This is a genomic window from Ligilactobacillus sp. JN-6 (Y).1 (assembly GCF_058111525.1).
The window spans coordinates 480,589-506,192 of the sequence record NZ_CM176599.1; the positions used below are offsets into that span (position 1 = coordinate 480,589).

19 protein-coding genes and 1 pseudogene are annotated in these 25,604 nt (G+C 39.7%); 7 read left to right on the forward strand and 13 right to left on the reverse strand.

Annotation, left to right across the window (positions count from 1 at the left end; genetic code table 11):
- Positions 1 to 133: 133 nt before the first annotated feature.
- The 6 genes and pseudogenes from AC3XNE_RS02335 to AC3XNE_RS02360 all read right to left on the reverse strand — a co-directional run bounded on the left by AC3XNE_RS02335 (position 134) and on the right by AC3XNE_RS02360 (position 9,159).
- Positions 134 to 1,093: an XcbB/CpsF family capsular polysaccharide biosynthesis protein gene (locus AC3XNE_RS02335; RefSeq protein ID WP_489832645.1), complete on the reverse strand. Its 960-nt coding sequence runs from the start codon at positions 1,091 to 1,093 to the stop codon at positions 134 to 136.
- A gap of 224 nt (positions 1,094 to 1,317) precedes the next feature.
- On the reverse strand, positions 1,318 to 1,716 hold the full coding sequence (locus AC3XNE_RS02340) for a GtrA family protein (RefSeq protein WP_489832646.1): 399 nt from the start codon (positions 1,714 to 1,716) through the stop codon (positions 1,318 to 1,320).
- A 688-nt stretch (positions 1,717 to 2,404) separates the two neighbouring features.
- Complete coding sequence (locus tag AC3XNE_RS02345) at positions 2,405 to 5,395, reverse strand: LTA synthase family protein (RefSeq protein ID WP_489833360.1); 2,991 nt, start codon at positions 5,393 to 5,395, stop codon at positions 2,405 to 2,407.
- A 366-nt stretch (positions 5,396 to 5,761) separates the two neighbouring features.
- Complete coding sequence (locus AC3XNE_RS02350) at positions 5,762 to 7,750, reverse strand: DUF6020 family protein (protein WP_489832647.1); 1,989 nt, start codon at positions 7,748 to 7,750, stop codon at positions 5,762 to 5,764.
- A gap of 47 nt (positions 7,751 to 7,797) precedes the next feature.
- Positions 7,798 to 8,202 (reverse strand): GtrA family protein, encoded by a 405-nt coding sequence (locus AC3XNE_RS02355; protein ID WP_489832648.1) that lies wholly within the window; start codon positions 8,200 to 8,202, stop codon positions 7,798 to 7,800.
- Between the two features lie 4 nt (positions 8,203 to 8,206).
- Positions 8,207 to 9,159, reverse strand: a pseudogene (locus AC3XNE_RS02360) (glycosyltransferase family 2 protein).
- A 352-nt stretch (positions 9,160 to 9,511) separates the two neighbouring features.
- Between AC3XNE_RS02360 and AC3XNE_RS02365 the strand changes: the two are divergent.
- From AC3XNE_RS02365 to AC3XNE_RS02375, 3 genes are all read left to right on the forward strand, one after another.
- Positions 9,512 to 9,925: a hypothetical protein gene (locus AC3XNE_RS02365; protein ID WP_489832649.1), complete on the forward strand. Its 414-nt coding sequence runs from the start codon at positions 9,512 to 9,514 to the stop codon at positions 9,923 to 9,925.
- A gap of 45 nt (positions 9,926 to 9,970) precedes the next feature.
- The gene (locus tag AC3XNE_RS02370; RefSeq protein ID WP_489832650.1) at positions 9,971 to 10,588 is read left to right on the forward strand and encodes a PepSY domain-containing protein; all 618 of its coding nucleotides are present in this window, start codon (positions 9,971 to 9,973) and stop codon (positions 10,586 to 10,588) included.
- Positions 10,589 to 10,822: 234 nt separating this feature from the next.
- Positions 10,823 to 11,662: a GH25 family lysozyme gene (locus tag AC3XNE_RS02375; protein ID WP_489832651.1), complete on the forward strand. Its 840-nt coding sequence runs from the start codon at positions 10,823 to 10,825 to the stop codon at positions 11,660 to 11,662.
- Positions 11,663 to 12,446: 784 nt separating this feature from the next.
- Here AC3XNE_RS02375 and pbp4b read toward each other — a convergent pair.
- Complete coding sequence (pbp4b, locus tag AC3XNE_RS02380) at positions 12,447 to 14,348, reverse strand: penicillin binding protein PBP4B (protein ID WP_489832652.1); 1,902 nt, start codon at positions 14,346 to 14,348, stop codon at positions 12,447 to 12,449.
- Positions 14,349 to 14,781: 433 nt separating this feature from the next.
- On the opposite strand from pbp4b, the gene AC3XNE_RS02385 reads away from it, so the two are divergent.
- Positions 14,782 to 15,039: a hypothetical protein gene (locus AC3XNE_RS02385; RefSeq protein ID WP_489832653.1), complete on the forward strand. Its 258-nt coding sequence runs from the start codon at positions 14,782 to 14,784 to the stop codon at positions 15,037 to 15,039.
- A gap of 206 nt (positions 15,040 to 15,245) precedes the next feature.
- Here the strand turns inward: AC3XNE_RS02385 and AC3XNE_RS02390 are convergent, their stop codons facing one another.
- Complete coding sequence (locus AC3XNE_RS02390) at positions 15,246 to 15,692, reverse strand: hypothetical protein (RefSeq protein WP_489832654.1); 447 nt, start codon at positions 15,690 to 15,692, stop codon at positions 15,246 to 15,248.
- 45 nt (positions 15,693 to 15,737) lie between these two features.
- Entirely contained in the window at positions 15,738 to 16,373 is a 636-nt protein-coding gene (locus tag AC3XNE_RS02395; RefSeq protein ID WP_489832655.1) for a L,D-transpeptidase, read from the reverse strand.
- A 213-nt stretch (positions 16,374 to 16,586) separates the two neighbouring features.
- On the opposite strand from AC3XNE_RS02395, the gene AC3XNE_RS02400 reads away from it, so the two are divergent.
- Positions 16,587 to 17,420 (forward strand): hypothetical protein, encoded by an 834-nt coding sequence (locus AC3XNE_RS02400; RefSeq protein ID WP_489832656.1) that lies wholly within the window; start codon positions 16,587 to 16,589, stop codon positions 17,418 to 17,420.
- Positions 17,421 to 17,479: 59 nt separating this feature from the next.
- Here AC3XNE_RS02400 and AC3XNE_RS02405 read toward each other — a convergent pair whose 3' ends face one another.
- Positions 17,480 to 18,535 (reverse strand): PTS sugar transporter subunit IIC, encoded by a 1,056-nt coding sequence (locus tag AC3XNE_RS02405; protein WP_489833361.1) that lies wholly within the window; start codon positions 18,533 to 18,535, stop codon positions 17,480 to 17,482.
- 919 nt (positions 18,536 to 19,454) lie between these two features.
- On the opposite strand from AC3XNE_RS02405, the gene AC3XNE_RS02410 reads away from it, so the two are divergent.
- Positions 19,455 to 20,255: a 2-keto-4-pentenoate hydratase gene (locus AC3XNE_RS02410; RefSeq protein WP_489832657.1), complete on the forward strand. Its 801-nt coding sequence runs from the start codon at positions 19,455 to 19,457 to the stop codon at positions 20,253 to 20,255.
- A gap of 339 nt (positions 20,256 to 20,594) precedes the next feature.
- Here the strand turns inward: AC3XNE_RS02410 and AC3XNE_RS02415 are convergent, their stop codons facing one another.
- The 3 genes from AC3XNE_RS02415 to AC3XNE_RS02425 form a co-directional block, all read right to left on the reverse strand.
- The gene (locus AC3XNE_RS02415) at positions 20,595 to 22,562 is read right to left on the reverse strand and encodes a PTS fructose transporter subunit IIABC (protein ID WP_489832658.1); all 1,968 of its coding nucleotides are present in this window, start codon (positions 22,560 to 22,562) and stop codon (positions 20,595 to 20,597) included.
- Between the two features lie 163 nt (positions 22,563 to 22,725).
- On the reverse strand, positions 22,726 to 23,643 hold the full coding sequence (pfkB, locus tag AC3XNE_RS02420) for a 1-phosphofructokinase (RefSeq protein ID WP_489832659.1): 918 nt from the start codon (positions 23,641 to 23,643) through the stop codon (positions 22,726 to 22,728).
- A 5-nt stretch (positions 23,644 to 23,648) separates the two neighbouring features.
- Positions 23,649 to 24,398 (reverse strand): DeoR/GlpR family DNA-binding transcription regulator, encoded by a 750-nt coding sequence (locus AC3XNE_RS02425; RefSeq protein ID WP_489832660.1) that lies wholly within the window; start codon positions 24,396 to 24,398, stop codon positions 23,649 to 23,651.
- A gap of 237 nt (positions 24,399 to 24,635) precedes the next feature.
- Here AC3XNE_RS02425 and hemH point away from each other — a divergent pair, with 237 nt between their 5' ends.
- Positions 24,636 to 25,577, forward strand: coding sequence for a ferrochelatase (gene hemH, locus AC3XNE_RS02430; protein WP_489832661.1), 942 nt, complete (start codon positions 24,636 to 24,638; stop codon positions 25,575 to 25,577).
- Positions 25,578 to 25,604: the final 27 nt, after the last annotated feature.

Sequence of the window (25,604 nt, forward strand, 5' to 3'; positions counted from 1 at the left end):
ACAAAACGCGACCTACACATAGTAAACTATACAATTCTTTACCAATAACTGCAATTTTTATTAAAAAAGTTTATATTATTGCAGTTTAAATTCTACAAGGTATCTAAAATATTAACGCTAGTTGTCAATAATATCAAATGTCACCCAGTAACATTCCATTGATATAAGTTACCTGTTCGATCATAGTCCGACTGCCGATCTCACCATGTTTCTTTATATCTTCGTCAATCACATCGACGACTCTTATACCTGCTTGTTCGAGTTGGGCATATTCATGGTAGTTCTCGCGGATCGTTGGAACACCGATAATGATTTTAGTGCGTGTTGGATTATGCTGTATAAGCCCCCTTTTAAATAGTGGCGTTAATTTTTCAGGAAATTCTCGTTGCGTAAAGTGTGAATCTCCATCTGCAATATATTTGGTCAAAGAAAATAGTGGATCGACACAGACTTCATGGTAATCACCTAATATACTATGGTATAAAGCCCCAGTTCCACCTTTGGAGATCCCAAACAAAACAATATCATCTTGACCAACTCCTAAATCATAGGCCTTTGTCTTGATAATATTTTGAACATCCGTTTCAAAATTATTGTAATTAGATGTATTAAGGTAATAACTACCGCACGTTAAATTACAGTCCATAATGCGAATAAGATAGGTGTTTGGCAGCAAATGTTTTGCTAAAGATGGATAGTTGCGAAAAAAACACCTGTTGGGGATATTGGAAGAAATAGTATCATCATTAAGCGGCATCGAAGAAAAAGCCACCACCAACCTATTCTTTTGTCCATTTCGTCTGGCCACAGGTTCTTCCACAGTGTAAAATGTTTCTCCCCCTAGTAGAAGGTCTCTTCGCTGCCAAATACTATAGATCAGTTTTCTCTTGATAAAATAAGATCTTTCTGCACTATGAAAATAAAGCATGAAATCATGCTTTAATAGTGATATATATAATCCATAAAAATTTACGTTATCGTTTGCCAATTCCAACAAATTCAGCTCTGAATTGGTCCGAATAATAATTTTGTCTACACTCCAATCGATTTGGGGATTTAAGATATCTGTTTGACATATTCTCACACATACCACCTACTTATCACCCGAGTATTATCACATATTTCAAATTACAGTAGCACTTTTCTTCATCAATCTTACTTTAAATTTAAAAAATCCACGGATGATTTTTTGCTTAGTCTAAAATATTGTAGAAAATATTTAGTCTATCCGATGGTTCTTATTTAATTGGCCATGTCCAACACCTAAAAAATACACCTTTGGAAATGACAACCAACGGTGTATCCAGTACAGGTTATTCAAATATTCTTATCATCAAAAATAAACCAGCGACTAACTACGTAATTTACGATCCCAACTACGGTATTATCAAAGACCTTAACAAGCAGCTCGTTGTAGTGTAAAACTTTAAACCCTAACCAAATGATTATCATATCCAGTAGGAGTGCAAATAAACGAACAACTAGAAAAGAAAACAATTCACGCAAAAGCTGAGGGATCCCCCTATAAGGAGAATCAAAAACTAAAAATTTATTCGAAAAGTAAGTCACAAACACCGCTAAAAGCCAAGCAATTACATTGCTAGTTTGGTAATGCCAGCCTATTTTTAACCCAAACATAAAAGTCCCAATATTTACCAAAGTGGCTACTCCACCCCAAAATACGTAAATAATGAAAGATTTATATCTTTTTAACATTTTCCAGACCACTTGGAAATTCCCCTTATTATTAGAACCCATTCCCTAACAATTAGCAAAATTAAGGCTAAATAGTTATTCCCTTTTCTTAACTCAAAAAGCTAATGATTTATCTTTCTGCCAAGCAGTTGGTCATTTTGACCAAACAATATCCGCATACATAGCAAACACTTAATTTTACCAAAGAAAGAGGATGGTTATCAAATTATTGTCTAAAAATTAACTAATTCTTTGATAAAGTCCTAAGCTCAGGCTGTGTATGTTGAATGATGCAAGATTTTAAGTCCCCAAATTTACCTTTATGTCGACTTTTGCCGGTGCTTGTCCTGGTTTACGATCTAAATGCCAAACTGAGCTGTTATTCGCCTCGAGTTATGGCCCTAAAACTAAATATGAGCCACTGATTGCCTCAATGTACGGCTCTAAAGTCCAGTTTAAGCCATTAGTCAGCACAAGTTACGGCTCTAATGCCCGGTTTGAGCCGTCGTTTGCCTTGAGTTTTGGCTCAATTACCAAATATGAGCCACTGATCGTCTCGATGTACGGCTCTAAACCAGACTCAGTCTCAAAAAAAAGCCGCTTCTGTACGTTTGTTTGGCAAACTCACGTACAAAAGCGGCTAGATGTGCCAGTATGATCTTACAAATTTGACCAAGTGATCTGAAAAAAATGAAACAGCACCAACTAGTTAATGCTTTTTGCTGAAAAAGTTCGTTTTGGCCAAATATTGCTGTCCAGTAGTCATATCATACTGGACCAAACGGTAATCTTGCACTAAATCTTTTTGCTTTTTTGACAAATTCTTCTCTGGAACTGCCTTACCATTCGCATCGACAAAATCGTATTTCTTGTTAAAGATGGCAGAGCCAAACGTTGGCAAGTCATGCATTACTCTGGTTAAAAGAGCCGAGTATGGATCGACTTTTGAATTGGTTTGTTCCATAGCCAGTGCATAAAAATCAGTCGGACTGGTGATCTTTGTAGTTTCGTTATTCATTTTCTCCTTACCAAATCCGTGGTCACGTGCATATTTGTTTGAATAAACAAAATAGTCAGTTTCATGCATTTGTAAGCCATATTTTAATTGAGAAACACCGGAATAGATACCAGGCAAATGATCACCATAGAAAACCAAAGTAACTGGTTTTTGTATTTGATCAAGCTTTTTGATAAACGATTTTGTCGCCTTATCAGTATAAGACATGCCAGTTGTATATTCTTCGATCTCTGTGCGATCTGCTGCATTAGATGCCGTTGGACCAGAAGCTCGGAAGCCACGATCCTTATAAGTTCCTGAATTGTAAGGCAAATGATTTTGCATGGTGATCAAATTGAGCAACTGACCGCCCTTTTGCTGCTTGATTTGATCTACAGCATTATCATAGGCTGTTCCATCGGATAAATAATTACTATTATCCAATTTATGCTTGTCACGAATAGGATATTTACTTCCTAAATAAGCAAACTTATCAAAGCCAAATTTTTTATAAACATTTGGCCGATTATAATAAACGCCTTCGTATGGATGGATCGCAGCACCATACTTGAAGCTCTTTGCCACTGAGGGGGCTTCTTTCATGTAGTCAACCAGTTGAGTATATGGTGTAGCCAATGTTCGCGAGAAGTTTGCCAAACCAAAGCCTGTTAAGACCATGTATTCCATATTGGCAGTCCCGCCGCCATAGCCTCCGCTGATCATCAAACCTGAGGTCGTTTTTTGTTTCAAAGACCTGATATATGGCATAGGGTCTTTATTGATTTCCAACCCTGGTACTCTTCTTGGATCTGAGAAACTTTCACTCAAAGCCATGATCACTGTCTGGTCAGAGATCTTATTCTTCCGACTAGCGTTGATTTGCTTTTCTGCAGTATTGTACTTACGGTAGATCTGCTGCATTTTGGCACGAGAATACCCTTGTGGTTTCTCCATAATATCAACATCAATGTTGTTGATAAACTGAACTAATGGCCCGTTGATCCTTGCACCATTTGTCTGATTAATAAAGAAACGGTTATCATGAAAAAGATCTAGGATTATTTTAGATGGCGAATTAGCCGTGTTGGCAAAAAAACTACCACTTAAGCATACCAATGATATAGCTGCAAACAAAACTGTCTTACCAAAATGTAACTTTTTACCTGGATGTTTAACTTCCATATATATGGCAAAACCGGCAAAAGCAGCTATTAACACGACGCCAAGTATGACTAATTTGACATTGATCATGTTAAGAAGACTGCCAATATTCTTAACCTCAGACATATCAGCAGGCAAGATCGGTTCCTGACGCAAAATCAGCTTGATCTTAGAAGCAATCGCCCAGACAACGGTGAATAAAGTAGTTATCATAAATGGTGCCCAATATCTACCGATGAAGATCAGACGTAGTATTGCGAATATAGCAAACATAAGCAAAACATTCATCAAGATCATCTGCTGACGAGTGAAGAAAGTGTACGTAAAGATGTTCATTCGGATCTGTGTGTTTTGGTCAACGACCACAGCATCATTCATCAATAACAGCGACAGAAATGAAACAAGGTAAAAGGTTGCGATCACAATGAAGTTGCGGGAATGCAGAAACTTTTTGAAATCTTTACCCGCAATTTCTATCGCTTGCAAAATATTTTTTCCTTGATATTTAGCTCCAATATCTAATTTATCAAAAATCACTTTCAACAAACTCTCGACCAAGAACAGTACGATCCCGATCAATACAGCTTCGATCAAAGTTACAACGGCCTTTTGCATAACAGTTCCAAAAGGCAACTTAACGTTGACATCATTGATAAACTTCGTCATGATCGGTGAACTGATCATCAATACGCCAACAGTAAAAAGTGTGATGTGTTGGATCTGCTCTTTACCAATCAAGTTGATCTGAAGTTGATTTAAGGTTTTTTTCAAACCGGCAAACAAGAAGATACTTGCAAGTAAAATAAAACCAGAGCCATTTTGAGTAAAGCGCCCAGCGTTACCCAGCGAGACTCGCCAACCATATGTAATATATGGCATCAAAATATTCAAACCAATGGATACCACTAAACAAATGGACATCCATAACCATGGTTTGACAATAAGTTTGCGTTTGCTTAATGCAAATAAACTACCAACGACAAACAAATAAAGTCCAAATAGAGCAGTATCACCGCTGCCTAAACCAAAAATATTCTTGTTGAAGATCGTTGGTACTGCTCCTACTAAGAGTAAGGCATGAAACAGCATCTTGCTATTGTAATTTCTTAACAGGGTCTTTAAAAACGGCAGAGACAATTGCCCCAAAAATACACCCGTCAATAAAGGATAAACATTTCTAACCAAAGGAAGGATCGTATTATAAAGGTTAGGCAATGTTGTCTTTTGAAAAACAAATGTAAAAATGACAAATAATATGGTCCCTAAAGAAAAGACCACTAACCACTGCTGGATAACAAACCGAAAATTTGATTTACCGCTTTTAGCAACTATATACCCCGTTAACAGCAACAGAAAGTTGATAAAAATACCACTCAGATTTTGGACGACCCTAAAACCAGCGTAGTAAAGCGATGGTTTTTTGGCTACTCCAAACAAAGGTATACCAGAACTCCAGAATAAAGCAGCAAAGATCGCTGCCATTCCGATCCCCATGACCGCAGCCCACAGTATTAGCTGAAGTTTTGAATTCTCTTTTTTCATTACGCCCACGAATACTCGCTCCTAATCTTTTTATTACTAACTAACTTAGTCAACTTCTTACATCAAAATTACATTATACATAGTATACTCGTGGTGCCAATCTGTAGCAATTTCATTTTCGACATAATTAAAAATCGCCAAGATCCACGCCAGGTCGCTTTAATAATTAAAAAACATGAGTTAATTATAAGCTACTACACCACTTCTAGCACTATGACACATTTGCAACTCTTGCTTTTCCTCTTTAATGCATGATTCAAAAAGGTCAGCTCCCCTTTTGTTTGGACGTTTAAGAGTCTGACCCTTTTGATTAATATTTTTCATATTAAAATAATTTTGTATTACAAGCTCGCACACTTTATCCTTTTAAAATTTCAGCCATTTATCCACTTTTCTGCGTCGGTCAAGCTCGGCCCACCTTTCGATCGAGTCCTTGGTGCCGACCTGCTTGACTTCTACCGCAAATGCCAATAGGAAAATCGGAAATACAAAAACAAACACAGCAGTATATCGCGTATACCCTTGGACTATCGGGCCAGCGATGAGCGTCAAAAGTAAAAAAAGGGTTGGCGTCAGCAAGTACGCTGTTTTCTTTAACCTAAACTTGATTGCAAGTGCCAAAATAAAGAAGATCCCGATAATATATATAGCAGGGTTATCTAGCAGTCCAACTAACGGCAGATGATCGAAAGTTTTAAAATACTGGACTTTTATCTCTTGAAGAGACCACATGAAATTTGAACTTGTAAGCTTGTTTTTGGTCAAGAATTGGTTTCTGCCACGCATATAGGGGCTTGGTCGATAGGCATTATCTAAATGCGTAAAGTACCCATTCGTATCAAAAGGAGAAATTAAAGAGATATTTTGCTGGATCGTGGCTTCAAAATATGTGTCTGGGTGCTGCGTAAACTCATACATCCATGTTTGGAAATACTCTTTCAACTCGGTACTTGTGGCATCCTCATTGTCATAATGTTTAACATTGTTGGACAAAGTCGGGTTATACCTTTTTCCAATATTATCTATTTCCAACACTCGATCAATTTTCTTCTTTTCTGATTTTGTCATTTCAGAACGATGATACTTGATATACCTGGCTGTTTGTTGATAAGGCACAGATAATGCTTCTCTTCTACGCGTCTCAGTATTGGCATCGTATGCGTTCGCTAGACCTAGGTCTACACCCTTAAAAACGACGATCGATAAAATTACTGCTAAAACGGTAGTCAGTTTGACGTACTTATTATTACGAAATGCTATTAATACCAGTGAGTATATGGTGAACAAGATCATCACATAAACAATATTTTTTCTAAATAACAAGGCAATCGTCGACCACAACGCCAAATTAAATACGCTCGACCACCGTTTATTTGGACGTTGATCAAATAATAGATAACCAAGATAAAAATTAAACATAATAAACGCTGCAGTAAAGATAACGTCTTTAGTAACCAGTGGTACGAAGCTCAAAACAACAGGCAACACTCCTACTAAAATCAGCAAAGCTTTTCCAATTACCCGCTTTTTGACTAGAGTTTGAAAAAGAGTCACCACCGCTGCAAATGCACCGGCCAAAATTATACCCTGTACTAAAACTCCTAAGAAGATCCCCAGCTTGGCTGAACCCAAAAATTTGCCGAGGTCAAAGAAATAATTGATGAACAAAGTTGAAGAGATAGGATGGTCTGTCCGTAAAGGATCGTAACCGTGAAATTGGTAAAGCTGAGTCAATCCATCATAAATTAAAACACCCGGGTAGTCGATCCACAAGGATGGCGTCCACATTAAGGCGATCAAGCCGAAGTTTTTAAAATACTTCTTCCTCAGAGAATTCTTTTCCCTTTTTCCAAATGATTTTTTCCCGAAGTTGCCTAGATCAACATGGTCCGTCAGTTTAATGAGTAAAATTTCAAAATATTTCTGCAGTATATTATAGAAAATAAACCAACTAACAAAAGTACATAAAGTTTTAATGGTTTGCACCCCATTTTCGATCAGCAAATAAAAATAAGATGTACCATTTTCTCCCAGCGGTAAGCTAAATGAAAAACTTAAAACAATCCCTAAACTAAGGACGGCGGATAAAAATAGCTGAAATTTGGAAAGTTTACAATGTGTACCTTTGCCTAAATATGTAAGTAAAAGAAAAATACTGAGTAGTATTAAACCATCAACAGCAGTAATGTTACTTACCTGATAAAAAATATCATCGACTAACCGGTATAAAAACTGAAGTACCGGCGAATCTATCTGCCGATAGACCTTTAAGTCGATCTGTGCTGGCTGCAGACGATTATTAAGAAAGATCGTTAAAAAGAGAGCTACCAAAAAATTGCTTGAATTTTTTTTCATAATAGTGCGAAACATTCCCCTCTGTAACAGAATTATGGATAAAGAACCTATTTCTTTTTAAAAATAAAAAGTTTGCTGAACACATAATTTGAAACGACTACAAATACGTTATCCAGCACCTTAACAACAAAGGGATCCCAACATAATAAAGAGATACCTACATAGGTAATAGCGACGTCCATGATCAAAGTGACGCCCCTAAAAAAGAAAAAAGACGTCATTTCACTTGCCATTGCTTTGAAGCCTTGATAACGACTGCCAAATACCCAAAATTTATTTGAAAAATAGGCGACAAGCACAGTTAAAATCCACGCAACTACATTTCCGACTTGATAATTGCCACCAAGGTGGATCCATAACATAAAAACACCGATGTTTATAAAGGTCGTCACGACGCCCCAAAACAAATAGGCAATTATTGATTTATATCTCTGAAATAAGTCTTTGACCATAATATTAAGATCCCTTTTTTCTTATCAAGTCTTCATGAATTTGCTGCAGCCTAAATTCAAATTCTTCTTTATCTTTTTGAATTACCGAATCAAGTATCAGCCCTGCTGAATATAAGATCAAAGCCGCCACGACCATAAAACCACATACGACCATTGTAGGGAGATTACGCACTAGCCCACTATCAATATATGGCAGCCAGACTTTAGGGACAAAAAGTGCTACTGCTACAATAACCAAGAGAAGGGCTATAATGCTGTAAAAGGTAAACGGATGATAATTACGATATAAAGAAAACACTTTACGCAAAACTTTAAGACCATCGCTATAGGTGTTTAATTTAGACTCACTGCCCTTAGGACGATCTTTATAATCAATAATATAATTTTCGACAGCCATGTTATTTTCGATCGCGAAGATGCTCATCTCTGTCTCAATATCAAAACCCTTCGCAAGAACAGAATAGACCTTAGCGAATTGAAAGCTAAAGGCACGATAACCTGTCAAAATATCTCGAATATTGCTCTTAAATAAATGGTTGATCGTGCCACGTACCAGTACATTTCCAAAGTTATGGAATGGTCTTTGATTTTCGTTGAAGTAACTTGAAGACAAACGGTCGCCAACAACCATATCGACCTTCTTATCTACGACCAACTTCATCATATTGGTATAGCATCCGTAGGATATGTATCGTCACCGTCCAACATGATATAACACTTGGCGTCGATCTCACGAAACATCCGCCGAATAACATTACCTTTGCCTTGCTGATATTCATGTCTCACAATAGCTCCAGCAGCAGCAGCCTCTTTGACTGTGTTATCGGATGAATTATTATCGTAAACGTAAATATTCGTGTTCGGAATTTCTTTAGTTGAATTTTTACAATCCTGAACTACTTTTCCTATTGTAATGCCCTCGTTATAGCAAGGGATCAAAATTGCCAAATTATCCAAGATATTGCGCCTCCTGTACACCATTCAACATAAACTGGTTTCCGTACAAAACAACTATGATAGGCCCTTTGTATGTAGCTAATTTTTCGTTGCATCGTGGATTTTGAAATTATTATAGCATGTGTATGACAGAAAAGTGTACCAAATAGGCATTTTGTTAGCAATGAGACCAAAATCTTAACTTCCGCAACTTTAAATTAATTTTATTTCTTTGCAGTGAGCATCACACATTACTTTTAACCATTTCCATTTCTTGTTATTATATAGGTGTATTAAAGAATGCCAAATTTCTAGTATTTTAATTTGTTATTCAAGTCTTAACACTGAAAAGCTCAGCAAGGAGGAGTCATTCATGAAAGATACAAAAACAAAAATCGACAATGCTCGTGTTTTGGGTTTTATTGGTGGGATCGTCTTTGCCAACGCAATACACGCAGCAATCGTCTTACCGGCAGTCGCCTTACGTTTAGGTGCTAAGGGCAAACACAACTTACACCGTGCCAATCATCCGCATGAAGCAACGGGCCCCGTTCATTTCTTGGCTGAACAGGCTAAAGATGAACATGCCTTACTCGCTGACATTAAAGAAGACCTTGATGAAATCAAGAAAAAATTACACGAACCAGGTCCTGAGGGTCCAGAATCTCCGGCTCCTGAGCCGCCAAAACCTGATGATGGTCCAAAGCCACCGGAACCAGATAAGGAAGATGGTCCTGAGCCGCCTGAACCGGACAAAGAAAAGGGTCCTGAGCCACCAAAACCATAGAAAATTTATAGGGAGAAGTTTTTACCAAATGAAAGGGTGTTAAAAATGAAACTTCGTAAACCAACTAATTTGATTTTATTAACTGCTTGCAGTGGTGCTTTATTCTTTGGATTTTCTGGAAACGATCCTGAATCAACCACTATAGCACCGACACAAACTGAAACTATCGTCAATGCACAGACAACTTCTAAGCAGCCTAAGATCACCCAGACTGATGTCTCAGCCAAACAGGCGATCAAAACTTACAAGGACGAATTTCCAAAAAGTGATGTTAAATCATTATCATTGGAAAAAAAGATGGGTAAATACTACTACGAAGTCGAAGGAGTCGGTAATCAAAAGGAACATGAATTAACAATTGATGCTAATTCTAAGAAAGTTTCTGACAAGGGGACCGAAAACTTAGACAAGGCCGAACAGGATGGTGTTAAGCGTAAAGAAGACAAGCTCAAAACCAAGAACTTGCTCTCAGTGAAAAAAGCTGTTAAAGAAGCGCAAAAGAAAGTTAAATCTGGCAAGGTAACCGATATTTCTTTGAACAAAAGCCTAGGTATCACCTACTGGGAAGTTGAATTTCAACAATCTAACAAGCAAGTTGAAGTATCGATCAATGCCAATAATGGCAAGTTCTTATCCAAAGAAACCAGTGAATTAGACGACTAAAGAAACTTAATATCAAATTCGTAATAACTAATAAAAAGCCAAGCAGCATGTCTTTTGTCCTTAAAAACTTGTTGTTTGGCTTTTTTGCCGCCTCCTTCTTTTATCGACCACTTCTTACCATTTTACTTTTGTTTTACAGTGACCTTTCAATTGCCTAAAAGTGCTTGAATTCATATCCACAGATGATAAGGTTTCACAAAAGGTAATATTTACACAAATTTAAAGGAGGTCACTATGCAACTATCCGTTAATAGACATAAAATTGCATTTTTATTTCTGTTTACTGCGACTTTGCTGGTTTCTATGGGAGCCTCAATGACTATAGCAGCCGCAAGTGACATGTCATACACGGGCAAGCCATTTACTGGTACACGCAGTAATTCCAGAGTCTCAACTAAAGTACAAACAGCCGATGTGTTTAACATCGGTGATAAAACACGTCCAAGCCAAGATGCTATCGACGTTTCATCTTACCAAGCAAATATGACCCAAAATGACTACAATCTTTTGGCTAAAAAAGGTGTTAAGTCAGTGATCGTTAAATTAACTGAAGGTTCAAACTACACTAACCCATATGCGATCACACAAATGAAGCGTGCTGCCAATGCCGGTTTGAACGTTAACATATATCATTACGCTAATTTCAGTACCAAGGCTCAGGCAACGACTGAAGCTAACTACTTAATAAAAGCTCTGAAAAACAACGGAGTTAATACTAAGATCAAAATTTTTGCGGATATGGAAAGCCAAGCAAGTCAAAATGACAATGTGGCTGCGAACCTGAAGGCATTTTGGAGTAAATTAAGCACTGGCGGTTACAAGAATCATGGTGTTTACACTTATACTAAATATTTGTATCGTTCAGCTGTAATAAATACTGTTGGCCAAAATAAGACATGGATCGCACAATATCCATATCAACCATCGGCCAAAAATCTACTACACTCGGAATTTGGTGCATGGCAATTTTCACAAACAGCTCAAATCTCTGGTGGCAGCTACGCAGGAAACGTTGATGTTTCCCATGACTATAAGGGACTCTTCACTGGCGGTGCAGGCTCAAATCCATTTTAGATAAAACAAAAAGTTCTAATTTCTCTTCTTCAGTTGAAGTGCGAAATTAGAACTTTTTTATTACTCAGTACTGAAATCATTCTGGCAAAATAATCTTAAAAACCGCGCCATTGGATAATTATCATGTACACCGATCTGACCGCGTGTTCATCAACGATCCATTTGGCGCTCGATAATCCCAGACCATTGCCACCCGTTTTGGAATTACGAAGTTTATTCGTACGGTCTTTGGCTGGAGATAACTTTGGACTACTTCTGTTCGTTCGGGCAGTAACCGGAGAGAACTTTCGCTGACCTTTATCCAGTTGGCGTTAACCGGATAGTGCCTTCCCATACTTCTATCCAGTTGATTACTGATCAGTGGTAGATTCAGCAAACTTCTCTTCGGACGTCTCTAAAAGGATCAACAAACTACTTGCAAATAAATGAAATTTAAAAAACAAGCGCAATTAAATGGCCCTACATTTGGCAAATGTGAGGCCAAAAACGTAGTAATTGGACCTAAATACCACTGATGTGGGACCAAATAGCCACTAATTGGACCAATGTCGCCCCAATTTAGGGCCAAATAACTTCTAATCGGCCCTAAATGCCACCGATGTGGGGCCAAATAGGTAGTAAACGGACCCATATCTGGCCGATGTAGGGCCGAAAAAGCTGCAATTGGTCCCATGTTCTATAAATGCAGGGCCAAAAAGTCGCTAAACGACCTTAACTCCCGCCAATTTGAGGCCAAACAGCTCCACATCTCTGTGACGTGGAGCTAAAAAGTATTACTAATTAATTATTTGTCAGCAACAAACTTTTGAATCTTGGAAAATTGTTCGCTTTGAGCATATTGATTCATTTCAGGATGAATCTGACGCTCCTTGACTACATCGAGCATTGAGGACAATTGGTCATAATCGGCCTTTACTTGGTCCTTTTTATTGTCCTTCATATTGCGATACTTCGAGTTCACCATGTCGATCAATTTAGCATCGTTTGCTTCGCTATTATTTATCTTGTCGCTGTCAAATGCCAAAGTGGACACCATCCCGTATTGTCCAGTCAAGAAGTGATCACCATTGAAGTCATTAGGGTCCTTTTTATTATCGACTACTTTGGAATTCTTAGTGTTCGTCAATAAAACGACCGACATATGATTGACTGGATCAATGACCGTCAGCGTTCCGGTCCAGCCAGTGTGACCAACTGTACTTGAGTCAGATAGTGGCGAAAAGCCCCATGAATATAACAAATGTCCCTCACGACGCCAACCTGGACCAAAACTAGAGTCAGTATCCTTAGGTTTAACGAACTGATCATTAGTGTCTTCATCAAAGAATGCATGGTCCCCGTAACCACCTTTATTCATCGGGATCTGTGTCAAAACAGCCAAGTCGCGTGCATTAGCAAACAAGCCGGCGTGCCCACTGACACCGCCCATCGAATAAAATGCTTTCTCGTCATGAACTTCGCCTTGAACAGTCTTTTTGCGGATATGATCAAATTTGACTGCACCATCACGTGTATTACCATTTAGCTCGCCAGCAGCGATCTGTTTTTTGTCAAATCCATGTTCTAATGGCTGGAAGGTCGTATGCTGCAAGTTCAAAGGTTGATAATAAGTTTGCTTCATGTATTTGTCCAAACGTTGGCCTGTAACCTTTTCAACGATGAAACCTAATAACATGTAATCCACATCAGAATACATCGTCTTAGTACCGGGTTTGTATTCCAACGGAGTAGCAATTATCTTACTCATCACTTTTTTTCTATTCTGAGTATAGAGTTTTTTATTGGCATTCTTCTTTGGCTTATCTGGATCTTTCGGGTCATAGTTTCTATTCTGATATTGCGGATCAGCCGGGAAACCTGCTTGATGTTGCAGTATCTCCTTGACTGTCAGATCGTCTTTACCCTTGATCTTAGCGCTTTTTTTGTCTTCAAACTTAGGGAAGAAATGGCTGACTTTTTGGTTGATGTCTAATTTGCCATCTGAAACTAGTTTTTGGACTGCAAAATTTGTCGCGTACATCTTCGTATTGCTGGCAAGGTCGTATAAGGTATTCGGGGTCACCTTGGCAGTATTTGTCAAACGTTTCCCCTTTTGGTCGTATGAATTTACGCGACCATAGGCACCGGATTTGATAATGTTACCATTCTTAGTAACCACCAACTGAGCCGAAGTAAAACCGTGTTTGATCTCAGAATTGATCAACTGGTCGATCATTCTGAAATTGTCATTGTCAGAATATAAACGTGTTTTATCTTTAAGTATTGGGTAGGGAACCTTGACTTCCATCTTAGCTTTAGAATTATCATTGACCTGGCTGACCTGCAAATCATTACTACCATTGCGAGTCAAACCTGAAATATTAACATTCTTCCAGCTATCCTTTTTCAAATTAGCAGTTACGTTGTTTCCATTAACGTAAATTTTAAAAGCTTGCGGATCATTCGTCTTCAACCGCAAATTGCCTTGTCCCTCATAACTATTAAATTTCCTGATTTGATTAGTTACTAGGGAGCTGTCAAACTCTTTTGTGGACAACGGAAATGTTTGACTAAGTTGATAACCTTCCTTCAGTGTCGTTGCTGCCATGACCTCATTATTTTTCTGTTGTGTAAAACCGAGCGCTGAACAGACTGAGAGTACAAGCGCCCCACAGGCGATGATACTTTCCCCCCATTTGTTTTTCATATAAGTTTCCTTCTTTCCATTTTATACAAAATATGACCTAATTTGTGTCATCGAAGCGCTTACAAAGCAAACTATAAACTTCCCACCTCCAAATCTTCCATAAAAAGATTTACTAACAAGTAAACATTTAACGGTTCGTTATTCAAATACCGTTCGCTTATCTATGAAGTTTTTGCTTTATATTTGGAATATTATTTCTTTTTTGGCTGCCTGGACAAACTAGCAGAACATTTGCTGATATTCTTACGATAGTTGAGAAAGTCTAAAACAAGCTAAAAATAAGTTAGACTTTCACCAATTTTCTTGCATAAAAAATAATCAATGAGGTATCCTTGTCTAACATGAAATTCCTAAGTTTGGTTTTCCATTTTTAGATCGATTTAAGCTGCAAAAGTTAAACTTAATTCATCAATAAATAAAAGGTGGTTTTTAAATGTTATTAGACCAAACGAATGAAATCAAAAATATAGTAGCTGCAAAAGTTATCAGTGTCTTTTACCCTCGCATCCTTGTTTGTACAGAAAAAGGCGACTGCTGGACCTTGAACCTTTCCAAAAAAGAGAAGTTTGATTCATTGTTCTGGGAAGAGATGCAACGGATCTACCAGGCCTCACTATGGATCCCAGTTGGAAAGAATTATCATCAATTATTAGATAATGGTTGGCTCGCTCCACAAAACTTACATTCCTAGTGTTTTAAGGACGTGTGCCCCCAATAGCGGAGCACACGTCCTTTTTGCTGTGGAACGCTAATTTACTCAGTTTTATTATAACCAGTATAACTTAATGCTCCCAAGCCCACCAATACTAATAATAACACCAAGAGCGTCTTACCTTTTTTTCGTTTCATCTTTTAATTTGCCTGACAGCTTTTGTTTTTGGCTCTCAAACTTACTCACTACAACCATGCCGGAATATTAGTATCATTTAAAGGAACAAGTGTCTGATTCGTTCCTACCAGCAAAGGCACGTCGCCTTCTTTGGCCCAGTTGATGATCGTTTCTTCTGGATAATTCATTTTTTGCGCACAAGCCGCAACTGTAACTGCTTCTTGCTTATTAAAAATCATGCTTAAATAATTGATGTGTTCGATTTGTCTTTTTTCGTTGATCAAACGCTGGTTTTGCTCAGTTTGCAAGACAATGGTCATACCACTTTCTTCATCTAGCAGAGGAATGTTGCCGTCTTTAGCCCATTTGGACACAGTCTTGACTGTATAACCGGATAACTGAGCTGCCTGCTGGACTGTATTAATACGTTCATCGTTGAAAGCATTACGTAATTTGATGATCCGTTGATTTCTCTTTTCATTGCTAGCATCGCCAAAAAGCCCTAATTTACCCATAATAGCTCCCCTTTTCTATCAGCGAGTTATTACAACTCGAAATTTTTAATCAATTACGACCTTAGTATTAGTCTGTAGATTTTCATACATCCATTTGGCGTCTGGTACAGATAAACGAACACAACCGTGTGAATTAGCCCGTTTACCTAACTCCTTAGCTTCTTTTTTAATAAAGTTGCCGTTCTGATCAGTCGGTACTGAGTGGAAAAGATAGACGCCGTGGTCTTTAAATGATACCCAGTATTTAGCACCTTCACCGGACTCCCCATTATAGAAAAACTCGCCCTTTTCCGGTTGAATATGCCAGGTACCCTTAGGTGTTGCCTGTTTTCCACCTGCACCAGTTGAAGCATACATCGTGTATATCTTCTTTGAACCAGACATTAAATACACACGCGACTTGGACGTCTTCACATGGACCCAGAAATCTGAGACCTTATCCAAATCTGGATAAGGCGCTGTTTCTGAAGACTTACGCCAATTGATCGGTTGACGCAGTGGGGATTTCTTCTCCGCCTTCTTGTGCGCAATTTTATTTTGCTTTTTTTGTTTTTGTTCAGTCTTTGGTCCATTCGACGACTTTTGAATCTCTACTTGATCAGATATCTTGCCGATCACAAAAGTTGCTGCCAAACACAATATCAGTCCTCCGATAAATTTTTTTAACTTCTGTTTTTTCATTGTTTTGCGCCCTCTCAATTTGCCAACTCGTACTTTATTATAGCGAGAAGGGGCAAGGCATGCAAAAGAATTTTCCCAGCAAACGTTTTAAACAAGTTTCACTTTTTCTATTAGGTTGTAAAAAATATGAGGCTTATCATTAATTGTTTTTAATAATTAGCACTTTATGCCGATATAATAGAGTGAACGTAAAAATATAAAGGAGTGCTTCATTTGTTAGATAAATACTTACCCTTTACTGATCATTCCAAATATATCGAGTTAAAGCTCATTGAATATGGCTTAAAAAACCAACAGGAGTGGATCTCCTTCCAAGAGATCACAGCATCTTTAGGAATAACAAATTACAAGTTAAAACAACTTATCAAGAATATTAACGCCAGTCATTTGCTTAAAGTAAATGTGAGGCCCAGACAAAAAAGTTTTATAAATATCAGCGGAGTAAACACCGTCAGTTTGCAAAAAATGGTGACCTATACTGCGGTGCACTCATTTAGATTCAAAGTCTTTCTTTTTTTATTTATGAATGCTGACTCGCAAAGTCGTACAGATCTAGAAAAGGATGCTGGTGTTAGTCCAGCTACCTATTTTCGTACCAGAAAGGCCCTCTTTCAAGATCTGGGCGTGCAAACAGTACAAACCATCACTACGAGTGAGGCACAACTGCGTTTATTGATAACAGAAGTTTTATATTTATTTAGATACGATAAACTTTTCGTTACAAACAAAGTATCCGAGGTGATCCGCGCTTTGACCGAGACTCTTTCAAAAACTTTAGAGGTCGACCTAACTAAAGAACAACAGGAAAAATTCTTTTACTTTTGCTGGGTCAATTATCTGCGCTATCAAATGAAAATGACCTTATTGGTTACCGACAAAGAATTATTTTTGGATGAAGACGATCTTGCAAAGATTCCTGAATTTACAGACCAAGTTACTGATTTACTACCAGAACTGTCAAATGTGGACATTGATAATTTTCAAAGATCCTGTTTATCTTTTCTTAAATTAACGACAGACCCAAAGACTGAAAAAATTTTTTTATAAGTAGTTGCTAACAAAAGAGGTGCAAAGTTTTTTCCGCACCTCTTTTGCTTTTTTTTAAATTAAACGACCTCAACATGTAATTGTCCGTCATGGACCAACCTCATTTTCAACATTACTTTGTACACGACCCATGAGATCACCGCTGGCACACCGATCCCCATTACCAAATAAACCACCAGTAAGTTCATGTCCGTCGAAGCCAAGTTGATCGGTGCGATCAGAGAATTTAATCCCAAACCTGCGATCGAATAATTGACCTTGAAATTAAAGGCGATCGCCGCGATCGGGGCGGCAACAATAGCTGAAATAAACGATGGAACTGCAAGTAAAGGATTTACCAGCAGATTAGCGAATTGGATCTTCGGTGTCAAAAATCCTTGAGCGATATTAGCACCCAAATTATTTTGGCGCCAAGAAATAACCAGAAAACCAACAAACTGGGAAGTGGTTCCGATCAAAGCAGCCCCAGAAGATAATGGATCTAACATGACCGCGACTGCCAGTGCGGCCGATGACGCGGGTGTCATTAAGAATATTGCCCAAGCAAGTGAGACACACATTGCCCCGACCATAGGATTGATCTGCATTGACCGAGCGATAAAACCACTCAGCCAGTTCAAGGCTGGAGTCGTCACACTAGCAAGAGCCAAGCCTGAAATCGCCCCGATCATAGTTGCACCAAACGGAACAAGCATCATGTCAAGCGGTGTCTTCCCGGTCAAATATTTGCCGACTAAAGCAGCGATCAATCCTGCCGCAACGGCACTAATTGGCTGGCCCGATGTAAAGACACCAGACTGAGCAGTCTGCGCCATTGCATTCCCAGTCGGTGTAACTCCATTGACTCCACTATTAGTAAAGTACACCGCATTTGCACCAACAGTTGCTGAGATCATAGAAGAAAACATGACAAGTGAATTAGTTTTTAATTGGGTTGCGATCACCGCTCCAAAAGCCGGTGCTAACATCCACTGGGCAATTGCCCCGACTTGATATAAGGCATCCCAGTGCACAAAGTTAGCTATCGACTGGATCAGCAAACCAACGCCTAACATTACCAAAACCGCATTAGACACCCCAGCGGACACAGCATAAACATAGTCTTTAACAGACATTTTTTCTTCGTTTTGTTCTGCTACTTCTTCTTTTTTCTGCTCTTTTTTGGCCACTACTGCTTCTTTCATAATACGAACAACCCCTTTTTTAAAGTAAACATCATGATCAATTTAGAAAAAATTTGACGAAAAAACGCCCTACAAAGCATTATTAATGCTTCATAGGGCGTCTCCGCGGTACCACCTATTATTCATCCCAAGCGATTGGATCCAAATCACCTGAGATCTCAACTCACAGGATCTATTCACCTGTGACTCATCCCCTTAATGGTGGGCACCAACTCAAGCTAGTCGTCATCGATTCACTTCAGCCGCATCGGAGGTGAGAGGTCCTTTTCCAGACTGCCAACTCTTTTCACCACCAGAGTTTCTCTGAGACATGCCTGGACGAACGATCCTCGTCTTCGCGTTTTCATCATAATTTAATTGCTTACTAATGTAACTGATTAAAATATGGTTGTCAATCTTTTTTTTAATTTATTTTTTGCTACGACAATAAAATGAATTTTGGCCTATTTTCGAATAAGAAGCGAGCATTATTTTTAAAGTTTCCTGTTGACAAACGTTTGCATTGAGGTTACATTACAAACATAAATTAAATTTAGATTAAAGGCTGTAACGAGAATTTTATCCTTGGACATGTTCAGAGAATCGTCGGCTGGTGCGAGACGACCCACTTCCAAGAATAATGATCATCTCTGAGCTGCACAGTGAAAACTTTTGCGAGTAAGTAGCCGGTGCTGGGGGATACCCATTAAAATATTATCGTAATGTCTTGCACGTTGCGGCTGAGAGATAAATTAAGGTGGTACAGCGTTTATGCGCCCTTTGTTACTAACATCATGTTAGTAACAAAGGGCGCTTTTTTTATAGAGCAACATTTGGCAACCGAAAGGAAAAGCACATAGGAGGTAATTTCATGACAAACGAAAACTTAACTACAAGCGAGAAAAATTTAGCAGAAACACTTTTTAAAGCATACTCCACTCACGAACCGCTGCAAATGTCTGATCATACAGACGATTTAGACAACGATGAGAGTGCCTACCGCGTCCAAAGATATTTGACCGACTTGAAGCAAGAAACTGTTGGCGGATATAAAGTATCTTTGACTAGCCCGGAAACACAGGAACTGTTTGCGGCAGACGCGCCACTTTACGGTGCCCAGATCGCCAGCCATTTCGTAGCCGCACCGCATACATTTGGAAAAGAAGACCTAATGACACCGCTGGCAGAAGTCGAATTGATGTTCACAGCTAAAGAGGATCTTTCAAGCTCCGATACGCCGGCTGATCTCTTAGCAAAAACAACAGTCGCACCAGCAATCGAAGTCCCCGACTCACGTTTTAGCGACTGGTTCCCTAGTTTGCCAAAACACTTGGTCATGGCTGATGCAGCTGTGGGCGGGTTCGTTGTTTACGGCAAAGAACAGGATTCGACTGCAGTGTTTGCCTCACCAGAAGATGTCGCTAGCGTCCACTGCCAGCTCTTTCATGACGGCACACATTTGAAAGACGGCGTAGCGACAGAAGTACTGGACAATCCATTAAATTCCCTGCACTGGTTAATTGAAAAACTTGAAGAACAAGGACTGAAGTTAACAGCGGGTCAACGTGTTTCTAGTGGGACCTTTCTCCTACCTGAAAGTTTATCTACTGGCAAATGGAGCGCAGAATTCGACCGCGGCCTAGGGGAAGTTAGTTTGGATGTCACAGAATAATTGGGGCTTGATCTCCAGCACACATTTAGGGGGTGCGGAGGTCGAATAGATATTACAACAAAAATTAGTAAAGAGAAGCCTGCCAAACTTTTAACTGCATTTGTGTTTGCAGTTACAAGTCTGGGAAAGTTATAGCTGCATTGCTATTTGTGGTTATAAGTCTGACTTAGTTCTAGCCGCTTTGTCATTTGCAGTTACAAGACCACCAAAGTTCTAACCGCATTCGCAATTGCAGTTACAAATCCACCATAGTTCTAACCGCAATTGAATTCCCACGGTTTTTTCTCCAATTTCATAGATAAAAAATGCCACCCTGTTTGGAGTGACATTTTTTATTAGTTATTCAGCAGTTTTAATCTCTTTTTTCCACATACCGAGAATTATACCAGCAACGATCGCACCAACAATCACGGCTAAGAAGTAACCCCAGATGTTTGTTGCAAGCGGTGAAACCCAGAAACCACCATGAGGCGCTGGAACACCGACTTTCAAGGCACCAATGATCGCACCAGCAATTGCGGATCCAATAACACTTGATGGGATCACGTGACCTGGGTCAGCTGTAGCAAATGGGATCGCACCTTCTGTGATGAACGAGAAACCTAAGATCCAGTTTGTAGCACCAGCTTGACGTTCTTGTTTCGTGAACTTGTTTTTCCAACCTAAAGTAGCGATAGCTGTGGCAAATGGTGGGACCATACCACCGACCATAACTGCAGCCATCAACATTGCAGCTTGATTAGAGTTCGGGTCGTTGGCAAATGCACCAGCAGCGAAGACATAAGCGGCTTTGTTGAAAGGACCACCCATATCAATAGACATCATACCAGCCAAAAGCAAGCACAATACAACTGAGTTACCTGTACCTAAGTGGTTCAAGAAGTTCGTGATCCAAACGTTGATAGTTGAGAAAATTGGGTTGACGATGAAGAACATGATCAAAGCAATGACTAACAGACCAACAATTGGGTAGATCAACATTGACTTCATACCAGCAACTGATTGTGGCAACTTGGCACAAACTTTTTCCAGCCATTTCATGAAGTAACCAGCAATGAAACCAGCGGCCAGACCACCTAAGAAACCAGCAGCTGATTTGGCATCGGTCATGACGTTAGCCGTATAGGCCCCGCCATAAGCACCGGTGTAAACAGTGGCCATGAAACCACCAGCGAAACCAGGCATCAGTGCAGGTTGATCAGCGATAGCTTCAGCAATATAAGCTGCCAAAACTGGTACCATGAAAGCAAAGGCCATGTTACCGGCATTGTTCAAGAAGATAAATGCCATCGACTTGTCGCCACCGGCATAGTTTTCAACGATAAACGAAATGGCCATCAAGATCCCGCCACCGATAACGAACGGCAACATGTAGGAAACACCATTCATTAACTGACGGTAGATACCACTCCAACCAGAGTCACCAGTATCTACGGACTCTTCAGAACCTTCGTTGCCAGTAGCATGATAAGTCCCGGCATCACCATTTAAGATGGCATTGATCAAATTTTCAGGTTCCTTGATAGCTGAAGTAACGGCTTTACTTGTTACTTTCTTGCCATCAAAACGACCCATTGAAACTTTCTTATCAGCGGCGATCACAACACCTTCGGCCCGGTCGATCTCATCGGCACTCAACTTGTGCTTTGTACCTTCAGAACCATTTGTTTCGACCTTGATGTTAACGCCCAACTTTTCAGCGGCTTTTTTTAAGTTATCTTCAGCCATGTATGTGTGCGCGATCCCGTTAGGACAGGCGGTTACGGCTACGATATAAGGCTTGTCGCTTTCAACAGCAGCCTTATCTTGTTGTTCTTCCGCTTTTTCTTGCGCTTCATTTTCAGCTTGTTTTTTACCAACAGCATCAGAGAAGATCGCTTGAACTTTGTCAGGCGTATCTGCATCATTCAAAGAAGAAACAACTTCTGGATCCAACAACACTTGTGATAAAGCAGCTAAGGCTTGTAAATGGGTGTTGTCTCCACCTTCGGGAGCAGCGATCATGAAGAACAAATGAGCTGGCTGACCATCAAGTGAGCCATAGTCAACACCCTTAGTGCTACGAGCAAACATAACAGCAGGTTTCTTAACGGCTGAGTCATGTGCGTGTGGAATAGCGATCCCATCGCCCATTCCCGTTGAATTTTCTTCTTCACGAGCTAAAATATCTTTTTTGTATACTTCTTCGTCGTCAATAATGCCCTTTTCATAATAGTGGTGTACCATTTCATCGATCACGCCGGCTTTGGTGTCAGCTTTCAGATCCATGATCATGATATCTTTCATCAATAACTCACGAATATCCATTGATTTAAACCCCTTCCATCAATTTTTCGAACAGAGCCTGATCAGTTACTAGTTATTATGTCGTTTGACCTAAACTGCGAAACTAGCAAAACGCTTCTGACCGGCAAAGCCCGAATATCATTCTAAGAAAAATCGTCTTGTTCCTTAGAACATATCTAATTATCTATCCTTCCCACTCTGTGATTTCAATTTGAGGTAGGATCTCCTCAATTTTTTCACGGGTTGCAAGGTCTTCGGAAAATGTTGTTGCTGACCCACAAGCCAGACCATACTTGAAGGCTTCCTGCGGATCTGCGGTCTTAGCAAACGTTCCAGTAAAGCCAGCGATCATGGAATCACCGGCACCAACTGAATTAATGACAGTCCCTTTAGGTGCCTGCGAACGATAAACCTTATCCTTAGTGACCATTAAACCGCCATCAGCAGCCATCGAAACCAAGGCGTGCTGTGCGCCAAGTTCCAGCAATTTACGAGCATATTTGACAATGTCCGCAATACTGTTTAATTCAACGCCAAACAATTCAGCTAATTCATGATTGTTTGGCTTGACAACAAGCGGCTGTTCAGGCAAAGCTTTCAGCAAACTTTCCCCTGTCGTATCGATCACAAACTGTGCACCTTTAGAACGAATAATCTTGATCAGATCTAAATAAAAATCATTGCTTAAACTTGGAACTAGACTGCCGGCAAAAATCACCGTGTCAGCGGGTGTCAGTTGTTCGAACTGTTGGGAAAAATCCTGAACTTCATCTGCAGAGATCTTTGGTCCTTGACCATTGATCTCTGTTTCAGTCTGTGCCTTGATCTTGACGTTGATCCGGGTGTCGGCCGCGATCCGCGTAAAATTCGTACGCAAGCCAAGTCTTTGTAAAGAATGATCAACGAATTCACCGGTAAAGCCACCCAAGAAGCCGAGCGCCGTATTATCGTGCCCGAGTTCTTTTAGGATCCGGGAAACATTGATCCCTTTGCCACCTGGCATTTTATTGTCATAATCCATCCGATTGACTTCGCCCAGAGTTAATTCTTTAAGCTGAACGATGTAATCGATCGCTGGATTGACAGTCACTGTGTAAATCATGACATCTAAACCTCCAAAATATTAGTCTGCCTGCTGTATTTGTCGAAAACAGCACGCGATAGATCAGTGGTAATGATCGTAACCTGTTCCAGATCAACTATTTTAACAAATGAGACTGCATCAAACTTAGTTCCATCTGCCAAAACGAAGGCCTCTTCTGCTTGACCCAAAGCCGCCTGTTTAACGGCAGCTTCTTCTGGATCCGGAGTTGTTAAGCCGTATTCATCATGAATACCATTCGTTCCTAAAAAGACCTTGTTAAATCGATACCGCTGCAGATCGCGCACAGTTTTAGTCCCGATGATCGCTTTAGTGGTAGTCTTAAGCGTTCCTCCGACCAAAATGGTACGGATGCCTTGATCGGCTAACTGTGACGCATGGAGCACGCCATTAGTCACTACCGTTAAATGCTGCTCTGGTCTTAAGTAACGAACTACGGCTAAGGTGCTAGTCCCAGCGTCTAAAAAAATAACGTCTTCATCAGCGATCTTAGCTGCGGCTAACTGTGCGATCTGTTCTTTAGCTGACACATTTTGTGTCGATTTACCGGTCATATCCATTTCGCGTTGCAAGTCGTGTTTAGCCTTAGCACCGCCATGGATCCGAACCAATGAACCTTGCTCTTCCAAGATCTGCAAGTCACGTCTAGCAGAAGAAGTGGAACAATTCGTCTGTTGGCAAATGTCCTTTAACTTGACCACTTTACTGTCGGAAAGCATCTCCATGATCAGTTGTTGCCTTTGTTCTGCAAGCACTTCCATTACCTCCCGCAAATATACTAACAAATCGCACGTGAAAAATCAATCATATTTCGTCAAAAACTTTCAAATTATTCCAAATAATCATTATTTAACAGATTATTTGTCCAAATTCATTCTTTTTTTACATAAACCAATCAAATTCAATCAAAGAAGACTATTTTGCAAGGGTTCATTTAAAGTAAATTATATACTATAATTGGTTGTAATTAGTTTCACAAAGGAGAGAGCTAAATGAATAAAAAAGCCGTTGTTCTTGTCAATCTAGGCACGCCTGAAAAGCCGACTACTGCGAGTGTTAGAGCATATCTGAACACTTTCTTATCGGATCAAAGAGTAATCAAAATGAATCCGCTTTTGTGGCAGCCGATCTTACATACGATGATCTTGCCGCATCGTCCACAACGATCTGCCAAACTATATCAGCAGATCTGGCGTGAAGATGGGTCGCCCCTACTGACCTATGCTAGCAAGCAGCAGGGATACCTGCAAGAACGTTTGCCAGATTACCAAGTCGAGATCGCCATGTCATACAGTCACCCACGGATCAGTGAGACATTTGAGAAATTACTAGCTTCTGGCTGTCAGGATATTACGGTCATCCCACTTTATCCCCAGTATTCCGGCACAACTGTAGGATCAGTTTATGATGAAGTTCAAGATTACTTCAGGAAATCAGATAAGATCGTGGATCTGCGCTTCATTCATTCTTTTCACGCGGAAGATGATTATATTGACTACTATGCTGAAAAAATCAAAGCTCAGCTGCAAAAAACGACAGTTGATGCGCTGCTTTTCTCTTACCATGGTGTTCCTGTTTCATATGTGACAGACGGCGATCCTTACCCACAAGAATGTACCGAAACAACTAAAAAGATCATGGAAAGAGTCGGTGATATTAAATACTTCCAAACTTTCCAGTCGAAATTTGGGCCAAGTGAGTGGTTAAAGCCGGCAACTGACTCAACTCTTAAAGGCCTGCCTCACCGTGGTTATCGTAAGGTCATGGTGATCGCACCAGGATTCGTTACCGATTGCTTGGAGACTCTGCACGAACTGAAGGTTGAAAATAAGGGCTACTTCATGACTCATGGTGGTGAGGAATTCATCTACTTACCCCCGTTTAATGATGACCCGAAGCTCGCAGACCTATTAGCGAAGTTAGTTAAGAGCTAAAACTAAGAAATTTATTACATTAAAAAA